The sequence below is a fragment of the Bacillus sp. SIMBA_074 genome (genome assembly GCF_046534555.1).
GTDB classification, from domain to species: Bacteria; Bacillota; Bacilli; order Bacillales; family Bacillaceae_G; genus Bacillus_A; species Bacillus_A mycoides.
In genome coordinates this window covers 1-241 of the sequence record NZ_JAWRYM010001126.1, presented here as the reverse complement: position 1 = coordinate 241, position 241 = coordinate 1, and the positions used below count along the sequence as shown (strand labels likewise).

The following is a 241-nucleotide window of genomic DNA, read 5'->3' as shown; positions in this document are numbered from 1 at the left end:
CTATTGCCACCATTACATGGTCTACAAAGTAAGTTGTAGGTGATACTACGAAATTAACTGATGCTCCTAAACCGTTATCTACAGATATTAATTTATAACAACCTTCCCCTTCACCATTTTGCCCTGTAATGAAATCACTTATCATCGTAACGGTCCCTTGAAAAGAATAGAAATTAATCATGCAAATACCTCCATTGCTTAAAGGCAGGTAGTGGGCCTATTGTTTTTGGAGATAGTTCCC

1 pseudogene is annotated in these 241 nt (G+C 37.3%); it reads right to left on the bottom strand.

The window, feature by feature from the left end:
- A pseudogene (locus SB773_RS34245) lies at positions 1 to 181 on the bottom strand (hypothetical protein); the annotation flags it as partial.
- Positions 182 to 241: the final 60 nt, after the last annotated feature.